The organism is Streptomyces sp. YKOK-I1 (genome assembly GCF_054660435.1).
Genome location: NZ_BAAGDR010000001.1, coordinates 8990980 through 9004453 on the forward strand (window position 1 = coordinate 8990980; position 13474 = coordinate 9004453).

Consider the following 13474-nt stretch of genomic DNA (forward strand, 5'->3'; position numbering starts at 1 on the left):
TGAGGGGAGCGCGCGCGTGAGCACAAGCCCGGCCGGCCGAACGGTCCTGGTCACCGGAGGCAGCGGTTTCGTCGCGGCGCACCTGGTGCGGCAGCTCCTCGAGCGCGGCCACCGGGTGCGTACGACGGTCCGCAGTACGGCGAACCCGGCGAAGGTCGCCCCGCTGCGCGCCCTCCAGGACGCCCACCCCGGCCGGCTCGGCCTCTTCGAGGCGGACCTGCTGCGGGAGGGCTCCTTCGACGAGCCGGCGCAGGGCTGCTCGGTCGTCTTCCACGTCGCCTCGCCCTTCCTGATGCCGGAGAAGATCAAGGACGGGCAGCGGGACGTCGTCGACCCGGCCCTGCACGGCACCCGTAACGTCGTCGGGGCCGTCGACCGCACGGAGACGGTGGAACGCCTGGTGTTCACCTCCACCGTGGGCGCGATCTTCGGCGACTACGCGGACGTCGACCGCATGGACGGGCGGGTCCTGTCGGAGAAGTACGTCAACACCACCAGCACGGTGGAGAACAACCCGTACCACTACGCCAAGACGGTTGCCGAGCAGGCCGCCTGGGACGCCGAGGCCGCGCAGAGCCGCTGGCGGATGGTCTCCCTCAACCCCGGCCTGATCCTCGGCCCCTCCCTCACGCCCGCCTCCGACTCGGGCAGCCTGTTCCTCCTCGACGAGCTGTTCAAGGGGTACTTCTGCTACGGCGCCCCCGACTTCAGCTTCACCACGGTCGACGTCCGGGACGTGGCCGCCGCCCATGTGGCCGCCGCCGAACACCCGGACGCCCACGGCCGGTACATCCTCGCGGCCGAGGAGATGACCTCCTTCCACCAGATGGCGCAGCTGCTCCGCAGGCACCACCCGCGCGATCTGCGCCTGCCCCGCACCGCGCTCCCGCACTGGCCGGTCCGCATCCTCGGCCCCGCGTTCGGCCTCTCCCAGGACTACATACGCAAGCACCTGGGCATCCGCTTCCGCGTCGACAACCGCCGGAGCACCGAGGAACTGGGCCTCGTCTACCGCCCGGTTGAGGAGACCCTCGTGGACCACCACCGGTCCTGGAGCGAGCAGCGGCGCCGCTGACCCCCTACCGGTGCACGATCCCGGCGAGCCGCCGGTGGGAGTCCAGCAGCGCCGTACGGTCGTACGTGCTGGTGGTGACGAGGAGCTCCTGCGCGCCGGTCTCCTTCACCAGGGTCTCCAGCTCGTGCGCCACCTGCTCCTCGGTGCCGGCGATGTGGCCGGTCAGGCCGGACTCGTAGAAGCCGCGTTCCTTCGCGGTCATCGGGCGTGCCTCGACCGCCTCGGCGGGCGGGAGCGGCGGGAAGGTGCCGTGGGTGCGGGAATACGCCATCGACCAGGCCTCCGGGAGCAGCAGGCGCCGCGCCTCCTCGGGGCTCGCGGCCACGGCGACCGTGCCGGAGACGACGACGTACGGCTCGGACGCCCAGGGGGAGGGGCGGAACAGCGCACGGTAGGCGTCGATGCCGCGCCGCATCTTCTCGCGGTTCCCGAGGTCGCCGATCACCAGGGGCAGGCCCGCGCGGGCCGCGATCGTCGCACCCTCACCCATGGCCAGCACGAACGGCGGCACCGTCAGCCCCTCGGCCGGGTAGGCGTGCACCCGGGTCGGCGAGGTGCCCCGGAACCAGCCGAGGAGTTCCCCGAGCTGGGCGGCGAAGTCGTCGGCGTCGTCCTTGTCGCGGCCGAGCGCCCTGCGCACCCCGTCCGTGAAGCCGACGGACCGGCCCAGACCCATGTCGATCCGCCCCGGGAAGAGGGACTCCAGGACGCCGAACTGCTCGGCGACCACCAGGGGCCGGTGGTTGGGCAGCATCACCCCGCCGGTGCCGACCCGGATGGTGCGGGTCGCGCTCGCGACGGCGGCCGCGAGGACGGTGGGCGCGGAGCCCGCGACGCCGGGGACACCGTGGTGCTCCGAGACCCAGAAGCGATGGAAGCCGAGGCTCTCGGCCTCCCGCGCCAGCGCCACCGTGTCCCGCAGTGCCTGTGCCGCGGTGTGGCCCTCGCGGATCCGGGACCGGTCGAGGACGGAGAGGCGGGCGGAGGCGATCGCGGAGCTCATACCTGGTTCAACATCTGACGGCTCACGGGATTCCCGGGAAAATGCTTCCATGACCGACAGCAGCGGACGGCCGATCGCCGTGTTCGATCTGGACAACACCCTCGCCGACACGGCCCACCGCCAGCGGTTCCTGGAGCGCAGGCCGCGCGACTGGGGCGCGTTCTTCGCCGCCGCGCCCGAGGACCCGCCGATCCCGCAGGGCGTCGCGTTGGTGCGGGAGCAGGCCGAGGAGTGCGAGGTCGTCTACCTCACCGGCCGGCCGGAGCGCTGCCGGCGGGACACGCTGGCGTGGCTCGACGCCCAGGGGCTGCCCGAGGGGCGGGTGTACATGCGGCGCAACGACGACCGCAGACCCGCCCGCCGCACCAAGCTGGAGATCCTGCGCCGGCTCGCCCGGTCGCGCGAGGTGCGGATGCTGGTGGACGACGACGCGCTGGTGTGCGAGGACGCCGAACGGGCGGGATTCCGGGTCGTCCTCGCACGCTGGAGCGCGCCGTCGCCGGAACTGCGCGAGGCGCAGGAGGGGGAGGGCCGTACCTGATCGTCGATCGGGTGCGTCAGTCCGACACCCCGTCAGTCCGACACTCCGTCAGTCGGTCTCGTCCAGGCGGAAGCCGACCTTCAGGCCCACCTGCCAGTGCGCGATGTCGCCGTTCTCGAGCTGCCCGCGCACCTGGGTGACCTCGAACCAGTCCAGGTTGTGCAGGGTCTGCGAGGCGCGGCCGATGCCGTTGCGGATGGCCTGGTCGACGCCGTCCGGCGAGGTGCCGACGATCTCCGTGACCCGGTAGGTGTGGTTCGACATCGGGTGCTCCTCTCGGCCGTGTCACTCCACCGTGCCCCAACCCGCGGCACACCGCCATGCCACGCCACTCGCCACCACGCGATAAAAGCCTATTTTCCTACCCGTACAGTGATATAAGGATCATGTGAGGAATGTGATCTGCGAGTGGGGGTTCGAAGGAAACCATGCGCCGGTTCAGAATCGCGATGTCCCGGCAGGCGCCGATTCCCGTGGCGCGCCACCCCGTCCCGCGTATGCGGACCCGGGCCCGCTGGTACGGGCCGTTCTCCGTAGGTGTCGACCTGGCCGCCGCGGCCCTGCCGGTCGCCGCGACCATCGTGGAGGTCCATGAGCCCCACCCCCTGCGGCTGGCGGCCGCCGCGGCCCTGCTGTGGCCGCTCATCGGGGTGGTGAGCAAGCGCTACACCCCCGTCGCCTGGGGCGACGGAGGCGGGCTGCGCGCCGTGGCCCGGGACTGGCTGGTCCTGGTCGGCGCCCTGGCGACGCTACGGGTGGTCTGCGGACTGCAGAGCGTGCCCGCCGAGGCGTTCACCGCGCTCATCCCCGCCCTGGTGGCCACCGGTGTCTGCCAGAAGCTGATCCACCGTCATCTGCTGGCCGCCCGCCGCAACGCCCGCGCCCTGCGCCACGTCCTGGTCGTCGGCGAGGCCTCGGCCCTCGACGCCGTGGTCGGACAGCTCGCCCAGCGCACCGACCACGAGTACGTCATCGTCGGCGCCTGCCCGGTGGGCGAGGACGAGGTGACCTCGGGCGTCCCCGTGTGCGCGCAGCTGACCCGCGAGGCACCCGACACACCCGACACGGACGCCGCCGTCGTCCTCGGCGCGGCCGACGAACTCGGCGCCGACCTGGTCTTCGTGGCACCCGGCCCGCACCTGGACGGCGAGCGGATGCGCCGGTTGTCCTGGGCGCTGCACGACCGGGGCCGCTCGCTCATGGTGCTGCCCGGCATCACCGACGTGGCCCGCCGCCGGGTGCGGCTGACCTCGGCGGCCGGTCTCACCCTGCTGCACATCGCCCCGCCGCTCCAGCGCGGTGCGCACACCGTCGCCAAGACGGCGGTGGACCGCACGGGCGCCCTGCTGCTGCTCCTGCTGCTCTCGCCGCTGCTGTGCGTGCTGGCGCTGGCCGTCCGGCTCGGCTCACCGGGCCCGGTCCTCTACCGTCAGACCAGGGTCGGCCGGCACGGCATGCGGTTCGCCATGTGGAAGTTCCGCACCATGGTGGTCGACGCCGACCGGCTCAAGGGCGGGCTGGAGCAGCAGAACGAGAACGACGGACACATGTTCAAGATGCGCCGCGACCCCCGGGTCACGCCGGTCGGACGCGTCCTGCGCCGCTACTCCCTGGACGAGCTGCCCCAGCTGTTCAACATCCTCTTCGGCCACATGTCCCTGGTGGGCCCGCGCCCGCCGCTGCCCGAGGAGGTCGTCAAGTACAACGGCGTCGAGATGCGCCGGCTCAACGTCCGGCCGGGCCTGACCGGTCTGTGGCAGGTCAGCGGGCGCTCGGACCTGTCCTGGCGCGAGACGGTCGCACTCGACCTGCGCTACGTCGACAACTGGTCGCTGTCCGGCGACGTCAACGTGATGGCCCGCACCGTCCGAGCGGTCCTCAACGGCCAGGGAGCCTATTAGGCAGGGCGCCTGTCAGGCTTGTGAGGAGCGGCCCCGGGTTCCGGCCCGCGGGCCGCTTCCGCCATCCGGGCAGGTCTGCCGCCAACACGCGGCCGACGCGGGTCCTTCGTCCCCGCCGCCGTGAAGGATCGCGTCATGGTACAGACCACTTCCGTCGCGGACCCGGCGCGCCGGCCCGTCGTGGACCGCCGGCTGCGCGGCTTCACCGGAGCCGGATACGACAAGGGCCGTCCCCCGCTGGTGCAGGCCGCCTGGTACGCCGCCCAGCATCTGCTGTTCACCCAGTGGTGGTTCCCCGCCCGGTGGCGGCCGCCGCTGCTGCGCGCCTTCGGCGCCCGGGTCGGCCGGCGGGTGCTGATCCGGCGCGGGGTGCGCGTCCACTGGCCGTGGAAACTCGACGTCGGCGACGACGTCTGGATCGGCGAGGACGCCTGGATCCTCAACCTCGAACCGGTCACCATCGGCCACGACTGCTGTGTCTCGCAGAGCGCCCTGCTGTGCACCGGCAGCCACCGCCGCCGCAGCGCCACCTTCGAGTTCGACAACGGCCCCATCCGGCTGGAGCCGGGCAGCTGGGTCGCGGCCCGCGCGGTGGTGCTGCGCGGGGTCACCGTCGGCCGGGGCGCCGTGGTCGGCGCGGGCGCCGTCGCCCACCAGGACCTCGCGTCCGGCGCGGTGCTGACGACGGGCGCGGCGGCGCCCGCGAGGGGAGGGGCGGCATGAGGCTGGTCCACGTGGTCACGCTCGTCAGTGACGACGGGGCCTTCGGCGGTCCCACGAGCGTGGCGGCCGCCCAGCTCGAGGAGTGCGCCGCCCGCGGCCACGACGTCCGGCTGGTGTCGCTGTGGCGGGGCAGGGGCGCGGCGCCGGCCCCGCGGCGGGTCGGCACCGTCCCCTTCGTCTCCCGCCCGGCCCGCCGCCTCGTCCCCGGCCGGGGCTGCCTCGGCCTGATGCACCCGCTGCTGCTGTGGGACCTGTGGCGGGAGACCGGCCGCGCCGACGCCGTGCATCTGCACGCGGGCCGCGACCTCGTCTCCCTCGCCGCGCTCGCCGTGGCCCGGCTGCGGGGCAAGGACTACGTCACCCAGACCCATGGCATGGTCGAGCCCCGTACCTCTGCCGTGGCGCGGGTCTTCGACCGGCTGTTCGTGCCCCTGCTGCGCGGCGCCCGCGCCTGTCTCGTGCTCACCGAGCGGGAGCGCCGCGAACTGGGCGGGGTCCTGGGCCCGGACGGCCCCCCGCTCGTCGACCTGCCCAACGGTCTGCGGGTGTCCACCGCGCCGGACGCCGACCGGACGCGCACCGGCCACGACGTGGTCTTCCTGGCCAGACTGCACCCGCGCAAACGCCCCGAGGCGTTCGTGGAGATGGCCGCCCTGGTCCACAAGGAGTTCGACGAGGCCCGCTTCACGCTCTACGGCGCCGACGAGGGCTCGCTGCCCGCCGTACGCCGGCTGATCGAGGACCGGGGGATCGGCGACGTCGTCTCCTACGGCGGCGCGCTCGACCACGCGGCCGCCCTGGCGGCGTACCGCCGGGCCGCGGTGTACGTCCTGCCGAGCGTGCAGGAGCCGTTCCCGATGACGGTCCTGGAGGCGCTCGCCGAGGGAACCCCGGTCGTGTGCACGGACAGCAGCGGCATCGCGGCCGAACTGGCCCGCAGGGAAGCCGCGTTGGTCACCGACGGCAGCCCGCGGGCGCTGGCCGACGCGGTGGGCCGGCTGCTCGCCGACCCGGAGCTGCGGCACCGGCTCGCCGCGGCCGGCCGGCGGGCGATCGACGAGGTCTTCTCCATCCGCGCGGTCGTGGACCGGCTGGAGAAGCTGTACCGGCAAGGGTGACGGAAGCGGTTCGGCCGCCGGGTGCGGCCGAACCACCGCCCGTTCAGTGCCGCCGCGCGCGGCTCGCCGTACGGAGGATGTCCTCGAAGCGCGAGGCACAGTCCTCCAGGGCGAACTCCCGCTCGGCCAGGGCCCGGCTCTCCTTGCCCAGCGACTCGGCGCGCGCCGGGTCGGACAGGATCTCCCGCCCCCAGGAGGCGGCCTCGTCGAGCGAGGTCTCCTCCGGCGGGAACACCGCCGACCCGGCGCGGCGCAGCAGCTGCGCCGCCAGGTTGCCGGCCGGCATCAGCCCGAGCACGGGACGTCCGGCGCACAGGTACGACAGGGTCTTCGACGGCACCGAGAACTCCCCGGCGTCCGCGCCCAGCAGCACCACGAGGAGATCGCCCGAGCCCAGCACCTCGGGCAGCCGCTCGTAGGGCTGGAAGGGCAGCAGGGTCAGATCGACGCCCCGCTCGGCCGCCGCCCTGCGCAGCACCGGCACCGCCGGGCCGTCGTTGACGACGACCAGCCGCACCGGGGTGCCCCGCGCGCCCAGCCGCTCGGCCAGCCGCACCAGCAGCTCCGGGTTGTGCTTCAGGCCGAGCGTGCCCGAGTACAGCACCGTCCGCACGCCGTCCAGGCCCTGCTCGGCCGACCAGGCGTTGGCCCGGTCCACCGGCACGATCTCGTCCAGCGGCGCCCAGTTGGGGATGACGGTGACCTTGCCGGCCGTGCCCCACGCGCGGTGCACGCGCAGGAACGACTCGGCGATCACCACGACGGCCGCGGCCTGCCGCGCCGACCACTTCTCGCCGGCCCCGAACACCTTCGCGGCGACGCCCATGGACCGCGCGACCTTCTCGGCGGCGAAGCTCTTCAGCGCCTCCGCCGTCACGTCCTGGTGCCACAGCACCCACGGGACGCCCATCCGCCGCAGCACACCCGCCGCGACCACCAGCACCGGGATCGGCATGTTCGACAGCAGCGCCACGTCCGGCTTCTCCCGCCGTACCTGCCGGGCCAGTTCCAGGCCCAGCAGGGTCTCCTGGCGCAGTCGGCGGAAGTAGGCGTCCTTGCGCAGCGCGGTGCCGTCGCCGATGGTGACGAAGCGCAGCCCGGGGGTGTCCCCGGCGAGGTTGCCCTTGCCGGAGACGTAGGCCGTGCAGGTCGAGTGGACGACGTCGTGACCGCGGCGCGCCAGTTCACGGCTGAGCTGGGCCTGGAAGGGGTGGCCGCTGTAGTCGTGGACGAGGATCCTCATGGGTTCACCGCCTCCTCTGCTCGCCCGCGGCTCACTGCTGGGAGCGCTTGACCTGGTCGTAGACCCAGGCGTAGGTCGTCTCCAGACCGTCGAGCAGGGTCACCGACGGCTCCCAGCCGTGGATCTCCTGGATCAGGGTGTTGTCGGAGTTGCGGCCGCGCACCCCCTGCGGGGCGTCGAGGCGGTACGCGCGCTCGCAGCGGACACCGGCGATCTCCTCGACGAGGTCGACGAGCTGGTTGATGGTGACCAGCTCCGAGGAGCCGAGGTTGACCGGGATCCCGCTGTCGCCGTTCAGGATCATCTGGCTGCCGTGCACGCAGTCGTCGATGTACATGAACGAACGGCTCTGGAGCCCGTCGCCCCAGATCTCGATCCGGTGGTCGCCGCTGAGGACCGCCTCGGCGATCTTCCGGCACACCGCGGCCGGCGCCTTCTCCCGGCCGCCGGTCCAGGTGCCGTGCGGGCCGTACACGTTGTGGTAGCGGGCGACGCGGGTGACGAAGCCGTAGTCCTCGGCGTAGTGCCGGCACATGCGCTCGGAGAACAGCTTCTCCCAGCCGTAGCCGTCCTCGGGCTGCGCCGGGTAGGCGTCCTCCTCCTTGAGGGCGGTCAGGGCCGGGTCGGTCTGCTTGCCGGCGGCGTACACGCAGGCGGAGGAGGAGTAGAAGTAGCGTTCCACACCGGCCTCGTGGGCCGCCTGGAGCATATGGGTGCTGGTGAGCACCGACATCATGCAGGCGGCCTTGTTGTTCTCGATGAAGCCCATGCCGCCCATGTCGGCGGCCAGCATGTACACCTGGCGTGCGCCCCGGACCGCCACGCGGGCGCTGTCCAGGAGCGAGAGGTCGGCGACCGCGTTCTCGGCGTCGGGGTGGACCTGGTACCAGTCCTGGCGCGGCTTGATGTCGACGGAGCGGACGGTCAGGCCCTGGGCGAGAAGGTCGCCCACCAGGTGACCGCCGATGAATCCCCCGCCCCCGGCGACGACGACGTCTACCTGCTGGCTCATGCGCAACTCCTCTGTGAATCGGGAGATCTGATGGCCGATAAGCTATGCAGACTTGTCATGATTTGGGGTAATTGGCACGCCGAGAATTTCGCGATTTCTGCGCGCCTGGGGTGATTAGGGCGATCTAAGCGCTATATATCCTTCAGTGATGTTTCAGCCTAAATATTCGCTCGACGGAGAGGCCGGGATGCAGGACGCTCGCGTCCGCAGTGTGGCTGCGGTCTCCCTCTGGGCCGTGGCGCTGACGGTCCTGCTGCCGGGGCTGATCCTCCAGTCGCACGGCGCGCACCCGTCGGCCGCGCTCGTCCTGCAAGGCGTCGTCGTGGTGCACAGCGGCGGTGCGCTCGCCCGGGTGCTCACCGCGTCCCGGGTGCAATTCGTCGCCCTCGGCTTCTGGGTCTTCGCCTACATCTGGCTGGGGCTGGCGGGCCTGGCGATGCTCGCCGCCGACGCGTACCCCTGGCCGTACCGGACCGACGAGACCACCGCGCTCATGGCCGTGGCCCTCGTCGAACTCGGCCTCCTCGCGCACAGCGCGGGAGCGGCCCTCGCCGCCCGCCGGGAACGCGCCCGCGGGGACACCGCCCCGCCCGGACGCCTGGAACGCATCCTCGCCCGCCGTGTCGCGCCCTGGCGGCTGCTCGCCCTGTGCGCGCTCGCCCTCGGCCTCGCCGCCGTGCTCATCGCAGGCCAACCCGGCCGACTGGGCGCGTACTTCACCAGCCGGCAGGCCATCACCGAGGCCGGCGGGGAGGACGCCTCGCTGCGCTCCCTGCTCAGCTGGTCGCTGTCGGTGCCCGCGTTCTGGGCGCTGCTCGGGCTGCTCAGGGTGCCGTGCCGCCCCGGCGGCGACCGCTGGCTGCGCGCGGTGCGCTGGCTGCTGCTGCCCGTGCTGCTCGCCCTGAACGTGGTCGTCAACAACCCCATCAGCAAGCCGCGGTTCTGGGCCGGCATGGTCCTGCTGACCCTGCTCTTCTCGGTGCCCCGGCTCTGCCGGCCCCGGGCCTTCCGCGTCACCTCGGCCGCGATCCTCGCCGCACTGCTGTTCGTCTTCCCCTACAGCGACTACTTCCGCTACAGCGACCGGGAGACCCTCACCGTCGCCTCCCTCGCCGACCAGTTCACCTCCAACGGCGACTACGACGCCTTCCAGCAGATGCAGACCGGCGTCGACTACGCCCACGACCACGGGTTCTCCCCGCAGAACGTCCTCGGCCCGCCGCTGTTCATGGTGCCGCGCGCGATGTGGCCGGAGAAACCCAAGGACACCGGCATCTCCCTGGCCGAGTACGCCGGGTACGAGTTCCACAACCTCTCCGCGCCCCTGTGGATCGAGAGTTACCTGTGGGCCGGCCCCCTCGCCGTGATCCTCGTCTTCCTCCTGCTCGGCGCGTTCGGCCGGCGCGTGGACGACATCCGCCACCGGCTGCGCGAGAGCCCCGCCGCCCTCGCCGCCCTGCTCGTCCCCGCGTTCGCCTTCTACCAGATGGTCTTCCTGCGCGGCAGCCTGCTCGCCATCGCGGGTCCGCTGACCCTGCTGGTGGCCGTACCGCTGCTCATCACCACCCCCGTCGCCCGGGCATCCCGGTTCCGCTCATCGGCGATGCCGGCCGCAACCCCCCGTCACGCATCGATCCCCGGAACAGGAGGGCACCCGTGACCGGCCCCATCCATCTCGACGACCGGTACGACGAGCCGGACCAACTACGCGACCAACTGCGCCGCATCCTTCGCCACCGCGCCCTGATCGCGCTGGGCCTGGTCCTGGGACTGCTCGGCGGGCTGGCGCTGGCCGAGTACCGCGCGCACACCTACACCGCCACCGGGGAGGTCCTGGTGCGCTCCACCGCCGACCCGTTCGGCGCGGTCGGGGTCTCCGCCGACAACCAGGTCAGCATGACCACCGAGCAGCAGGTCGCCACCAGCGCCGAGGTCGCCCGCCGTGTCGCCCGCGCCCTGCGCCTGCCCGAGAGCCAGGCGAACGGGCTCGCCGCCCGGCTGCGCGTCACCAACCCGATGAAGTCCCGGGTACTGCGCTTCGAGTTCACCGCCGGCAGCCCTCGGCGCGCGGCGGAGGGCGCCAACGCCTTCGCCGAGGCCTACCTCACCGACCGCAAGAGCCGCAACGACGCCGCCGTCCGGCGCGCGACCGACGCCCTCGGCCAGCAGATCCGGGTGCTCAACCAGGATCTGGCCGAGGAGAAGCTGGGGCAGAAGGACGCCAAGACGGCCGCGCAGAGCCAGCTCTACACCCTCCAGAAGCGCGTCCTGGACATCAAGTCCCGGGACACCGACGCCGGTGACGTCGTCCGCCGGGCCAGCGCCCCGCACCTGCCGGTCGGCCCCGGTCTGCGCGTCCTGCTCGCCCTCGGCCTGGTGTGCGGCCTGCTGCTCGGCCTGGTGCTGGCCTGGCTGCGCTCCGCCCTGGACTCCCGGATCCGCTCGGTCGGCGAACTGCGCGGCGCGCTGCGCGCCCCGGTGCTCGGCATCCTGCCCGACGACGAGGACGGGCGCGACGAACTGCTGAAGGTCGGCCGCACCGGCGGCACCCGCGCGGAGGCGTTCCGCGCCCTGGCCTTCCGGCTGCGCAAGACCGACAGCCCCTCGGGGCCCGGCCAGGTGCTCGTCGTCGCCCCGCGCGACGCCGAGGCCGCCGAGGAGGTCGCCGCCAACCTGGCCGCCGCCCTCGCCGAGTACGGCGGCGAGGTCCTGCTGGTCGACGCCGACTCCGACGCCTCCAGGCTCTCGGACCGGCTGCCGCTGATGCCGTACGAGGCGCCCACCCTGGAGGAGGCGTTCCTGCCCAGCGGGAGCGTCCTCGTCGACGCCGACGTCTCCGGGCGGCTGGCCTTCCGCTCCGGCGGCGGGATCGGCGCGCACACCCGCTCGAGCCTGTCGACCGAGGCCCATCGGCTGCGGCCGGGCACCGAGTCCACCACCGTCGTCGTGACGGGGCCGTTCCTCACGCACGCCGACGCGCTCGCCGTGGCCCAGCGCGTCGACGGCGTGGTGCTGGTCGTCGGCCTCGGCGCCACCCGGCAGGACGACCTGCGCCAGGTGCAGGAACTGGTCGACTGCTCCGGCGGACGCCTCCTCGGCACGGTCCTCGACGCCGCCCGGCCCCGCCGCCTGCGGCTGCCGCGCCGCCGCCCGAAGTACCGTCCGGCCTCGCACCCCGCCGCGCCGATGGAACTTCCCGCGCAGGACGGCACCTTCTCCATCTCCCGGCGGTGACCGCTGCCGACACGACCGCTCCCACCCGCGCCGGGGCGAAGGCCCCGCGCGCGGTGGCGGCGGTCGCCCGGGGCGGGTGGTGGGGCATGGCGGGTTCCGTCGCCAACGCCGTCTTCTCCTTCCTGCTGGTCGGCCTGTTCACCCGCGCCGTCGGCGCGGACGGCTCGGGCGTGGTCTTCACCGGCGTCGCCCTGTTCACCATCCTCAGCAACACCTGCAAGCTCGGCGCCGACGCCGGGCTCATTCGTTTCGTCCCCCGGGACCTCGCCCTGCACGACGGCCGCTCGGTCCCCGACCTGCTGCGCATGGCCGTCCTGCCCGCCGCCGTGGTCTCCACCGCGGCCGCCGCGCCCCTGCTGCTGTCCTCCACCGCGGCCCGGCTGCTGCTGCCCCAACTGCCCCCGGCGGACGCCGTCTCCCTGGTACGGCTCTTCGGCGTCTTCCTGCCCGTGGCCACCGTGGGCATGGTCCTGCTCGGCGCCACCCGGGCCTACGGCACGGTCGTCCCGTTCGTCGCGGTGGAGCAGATCGGCAAGCCGGTGCTGCGGCTGCTGATCGCCCTCCCGGTCGCCTTCCTGCTGCCCAGCATGACCGCGCTGGCCTCGGCGTGGCTGCTGCCGGCGCTGGCCGGTTCCGTGGCCGCCTGGTTCACCCTGCGCCGCTGCCGGGCCGGCCGGGGGCCGACGACACCCCCGGCCGACGGCGGGTCCGTGTCCTGGCGGACGTTCTGGGGCTTCGCCGCGCCCCGCGCGGTCTCCTCCGTCTTCGACATCAGCGCCGTGTGGGTCGGCGTCATCCTGCTGTCGGCCATGGCCACCGCGGGGGAGGCCGGCGTCTACACCGCGATCGGCCGTGTCGTCACCGCGGGCACGCTCCTCCAGCTCGCCGTACGGCTCGCCGTCGCGCCGGAGGTCAGCCGGCTGCTCGCCCTCGACGAGGACACCGAGGCGCACTCCCTGCACCGCGTGTCGACCTGCTGGATCGTGCTGTTCTCCTGGCCGCTGTTCGCCCTCCTCGCGTCCTTCCCCGCGACCTTCCTGTCCGCCTTCGGGCCGGAGTTCGTCCGCGGCGCCCCCGCCCTGGTCGTGCTGTGCGCGGCCTCGGTGGTCAACGTCGCCGTCGGCAACGCCCAGACCGTGCTGCTGATGGCCGGCCGCAGCTCCTGGCATCTGGCCGTCACCGCGGTCGCGTTCACGGTGCAGCTCACCGTCGGGGTGCTCGCCGTCCCGGCCTGGGGCGTGCTCGGCGCCGCCGTGTCCTGGGGCGCGGCCATCGTCGTGGAGAACCTCGCGGCGGCGCTGCTGATCCGGTGGCGTCTCGGCTTCACCACCGTCGACCGCGGCTATGTCACCGCTCTGGGAGTCGCCCTCACGGTCTGCGTGGTGCTGGGAGCCGCCCGTACGAGGGAAGGTGACACTCCATCAGGACTCGCCGTGGCGATGGCCTTGGGAATGTGTGTATTTGCTATTAGTTTGTGGCGATATCGGACGTCGCTGAGAGTGACCGAGCTGGCCGGAGTGCTGCGCCGCCGCGCCGCATGAGGCCGGCCCCGGCCGCAGCGCCGCGGCCCACTCGGTGGGCGTCTTCCGAGCTCCGTACCACTCCCACCACTGCCACCCGGGGT

General features: G+C 73.0%; 12 protein-coding genes. 8 read left to right on the top strand and 4 right to left on the bottom strand.

All coding sequences use genetic code 11. The features are described 5' to 3' along the window. Nucleotides 1–16 precede the first annotated feature (16 nt). Complete coding sequence (locus ACYQ8Q_RS40000; protein WP_460071713.1) at nucleotides 17–1075, top strand: NAD-dependent epimerase/dehydratase family protein; 1059 nt, start codon at nucleotides 17–19, stop codon at nucleotides 1073–1075. Between the two features lie 4 nt (nucleotides 1076–1079). Here ACYQ8Q_RS40000 and ACYQ8Q_RS40005 read toward each other — a convergent pair whose 3' ends face one another. Then, nucleotides 1080–2078 carry an LLM class flavin-dependent oxidoreductase gene (locus ACYQ8Q_RS40005; protein WP_460071715.1) on the bottom strand — a complete coding sequence of 333 codons (999 nt, stop codon included), beginning with the start codon at nucleotides 2076–2078 and terminating at the stop codon, nucleotides 1080–1082. Between the two features lie 49 nt (nucleotides 2079–2127). Here ACYQ8Q_RS40005 and ACYQ8Q_RS40010 point away from each other — a divergent pair, with 49 nt between their 5' ends. Next, nucleotides 2128–2619, top strand: coding sequence for a phosphatase domain-containing protein (locus ACYQ8Q_RS40010; RefSeq protein ID WP_460071717.1), 492 nt, complete (start codon nucleotides 2128–2130; stop codon nucleotides 2617–2619). Between the two features lie 48 nt (nucleotides 2620–2667). Here the strand turns inward: ACYQ8Q_RS40010 and ACYQ8Q_RS40015 are convergent, their stop codons facing one another. Next, nucleotides 2668–2883, bottom strand: a complete 216-nt coding sequence (locus ACYQ8Q_RS40015) for a dodecin (RefSeq protein WP_460071718.1) — start codon at nucleotides 2881–2883, stop codon at nucleotides 2668–2670. A 233-nt stretch (nucleotides 2884–3116) separates the two neighbouring features. On the opposite strand from ACYQ8Q_RS40015, the gene ACYQ8Q_RS40020 reads away from it, so the two are divergent. The 3 genes from ACYQ8Q_RS40020 to ACYQ8Q_RS40030 all read left to right on the top strand — a co-directional run bounded on the left by ACYQ8Q_RS40020 (nucleotide 3117) and on the right by ACYQ8Q_RS40030 (nucleotide 6361). Further along, on the top strand, nucleotides 3117–4520 hold the full coding sequence (locus tag ACYQ8Q_RS40020) for a sugar transferase (RefSeq protein WP_460073681.1): 1404 nt from the start codon (nucleotides 3117–3119) through the stop codon (nucleotides 4518–4520). Between the two features lie 135 nt (nucleotides 4521–4655). Next, on the top strand, nucleotides 4656–5243 hold the full coding sequence (locus tag ACYQ8Q_RS40025) for a DapH/DapD/GlmU-related protein (RefSeq protein ID WP_460071720.1): 588 nt from the start codon (nucleotides 4656–4658) through the stop codon (nucleotides 5241–5243). Then, the gene (locus ACYQ8Q_RS40030) at nucleotides 5240–6361 is read left to right on the top strand and encodes a glycosyltransferase (RefSeq protein ID WP_460071722.1); all 1122 of its coding nucleotides are present in this window, start codon (nucleotides 5240–5242) and stop codon (nucleotides 6359–6361) included. Before ACYQ8Q_RS40025 ends, ACYQ8Q_RS40030 begins: the two co-directional genes overlap by 4 nt. A 43-nt stretch (nucleotides 6362–6404) precedes the next feature. On the opposite strand, the gene ACYQ8Q_RS40035 is transcribed toward ACYQ8Q_RS40030, so the two are convergent. Continuing rightward, on the bottom strand, nucleotides 6405–7604 hold the full coding sequence (locus ACYQ8Q_RS40035; protein ID WP_460071723.1) for a glycosyltransferase family 4 protein: 1200 nt from the start codon (nucleotides 7602–7604) through the stop codon (nucleotides 6405–6407). Nucleotides 7605–7635: 31 nt separating this feature from the next. Then, nucleotides 7636–8616 carry an NAD-dependent epimerase/dehydratase family protein gene (locus ACYQ8Q_RS40040; RefSeq protein ID WP_460071725.1) on the bottom strand — a complete coding sequence of 327 codons (981 nt, stop codon included), beginning with the start codon at nucleotides 8614–8616 and terminating at the stop codon, nucleotides 7636–7638. Nucleotides 8617–8803: 187 nt separating this feature from the next. Here ACYQ8Q_RS40040 and ACYQ8Q_RS40045 point away from each other — a divergent pair, with 187 nt between their 5' ends. The 3 genes from ACYQ8Q_RS40045 to ACYQ8Q_RS40055 are packed head-to-tail and all read left to right on the top strand — an operon-like array spanning nucleotide 8804 to nucleotide 13391. Next, a complete protein-coding gene (locus ACYQ8Q_RS40045; RefSeq protein ID WP_460071727.1) occupies nucleotides 8804–10276 on the top strand; it encodes a hypothetical protein in 1473 nt (490 codons plus the stop codon). Further along, a complete protein-coding gene (locus ACYQ8Q_RS40050) occupies nucleotides 10273–11850 on the top strand; it encodes a YveK family protein (protein WP_460071729.1) in 1578 nt (525 codons plus the stop codon). The genes ACYQ8Q_RS40045 and ACYQ8Q_RS40050 overlap by 4 nt, the downstream gene beginning before the upstream one ends. Continuing rightward, a complete protein-coding gene (locus tag ACYQ8Q_RS40055) occupies nucleotides 11847–13391 on the top strand; it encodes an oligosaccharide flippase family protein (protein ID WP_460071731.1) in 1545 nt (514 codons plus the stop codon). The genes ACYQ8Q_RS40050 and ACYQ8Q_RS40055 overlap by 4 nt, the downstream gene beginning before the upstream one ends. The last annotated feature ends 83 nt before the right edge of the window (nucleotides 13392–13474 follow it).